Annotated in this window: 1 pseudogene; it reads right to left on the reverse strand. The window is 74.2% G+C overall.

Annotated features, from left to right (window positions below):
- Window positions 1–1,226, reverse strand: a pseudogene (locus GA0115259_RS39820) (ATP-binding protein); the annotation flags it as partial.
- Window positions 1,227–1,755: the final 529 nt, after the last annotated feature.

A 1,755-nucleotide genomic window follows, 5' to 3' on the forward strand; every position in this document is an offset into this window, starting at 1 on the left:
ACGGCGGGCAGTCGGCCGTGCGCGGCGCGGAACGGGCCGAGAATCTGTGCGAGCGCGGTGGTGGCCCGTCGGCTGTCGGTGTCCGTCAGATCGCCGACGAGGCCCTCGGCGAGCACGACGGCGGCCTCGTCCGGGTCGGTGGTGCCTCCGTACAGATCGAGGTCGTACACCGACTCCGGATCACCGAGCCGGACCACGACGTCGTACGCGCTGGCGGGACCGAGCTCGGTGCCGGCGGCGCAGACGACGATGACGGCGGCCTGGCCCGCGAGCGCCTGGAGCGCGAGCGACTCGACGACGGGCCGGACGAGCGCGTGCGTCTTGCCGGCCCCGGGCGGCCCGACGGCCAGCAGCGAGGTCCCGAGGAGCACCGGATCGAGCGCGAGACCGGTCCCTCGCCGTGGATAGGGATTCCGCTCGCCGTCATGGACCGTACCGATCCTGACCTGCCGTACGAGCAGGTCGTGCCGGGCGGCGCGTACGGGCAGATCGCGCTTGCCCGAGGGATGGACGCAGGCGCCCGCGCCCTTCCCGCGCACGGCCTCGGAAAACGCCGTGAGCCGCGAGGGATCGGCCCGTACGGAGTGCCAGGCGCGGCGGATCCGGGCGTAGTCGACGTCGTTCATGCGCCCCTCGCGTACCTCGGAGGCGAGCCGCGCGGCGATCTCGCCCAGTCCCGCCGCCCTCAGCTCGGGCCACTCGGCGAGATCGTCCTCGGGCTCGGGATGGGCGGGCGCGGCCGTGACGGGCTCGGTCCCGCCGCTGCGGCCCAGCAGACGCCGGACCAGCTCGGGCCAGCGGCCGAGGCGCCCGAAAACGAAGAGGAGGCCGCCGATGACCAGCGCGTTGTAGATGTTCTGGGCGATGGCGCCCTCCGGTGTACCGGCCCACCAGGCATCGGGCGTGAGGAGATACATCGGCCAGAGCCAGAATCCGCCGAGGTAGCCGTTCCACAGCAGTGACCAGAGCAGCATCCCCGCGAGCAGCGAGATCAGCGCTCCGCTGACTAGCTGCCGCACCGGCGTGCGCTCCGGTTCCTCCGGAGGACGCGGCCGGTGTCCATAGGTCCAGGTCCCCGGCGCGTCCGCCGTCCGAGGCACGTGCAGCCACTCCCGCAGTGTCGGACCGGCGTCGGGAGCGTGGCCGGGCGGCGCGGGCGGCGGAGCCGTCTCGAAAGGCGCCGAGGACGGCGGAGGCGGCACGGGCGGCGGCGTGGTCGGTGGCATGGGGGGCGGCCCTGCCGGGCGCGGCACGGAGCCGGCGTGTGTGCCCCGCGAGTCGTGCGTGCCGTCGGTGTCCATCCGTACCTCTGCCCCCTGTGCAGTCCGCCGTCCGCCCTGCTGTACCCGCTCAATGTATTGCCACCGCCGCGCATTCGGCGGCTGGCCCACCGTCCCGCGTACACAAGGGCGTTGGCCTCCTGCCCGCCTCCTGCCCGCCTCGGCCACGCCCTGACCCCGCCCCGGCCCCGCCCCGGCCACGCCCCGGCCGCATGAGCCCCGCCCTCCGCCTCTCCGTCCTGTCTCTCTGTCCGTCCCGGACAACGACACGCGCCCACTACTACCGAACGGCGCATGCCCGCACCCCTCCCCCGCCCCTAGCCTGCGAAGAAAGACCCCGAAACACCCCCAGGAGCCCCTCATGACCGCCATCCCGCAGGAGCGCCGCCTCGTCACCGCCATTCCCGGGCCGAAGTCGCGGGAGTTGCAGGCCCGCCGTACCGCCGCGGTCGCCGGCGGGGTGGGGTCCGTGCTG

This window comes from Streptomyces sp. MnatMP-M17 (assembly GCF_900091995.1).
Lineage (GTDB): Bacteria > Actinomycetota > Actinomycetes > Streptomycetales > Streptomycetaceae > Streptomyces.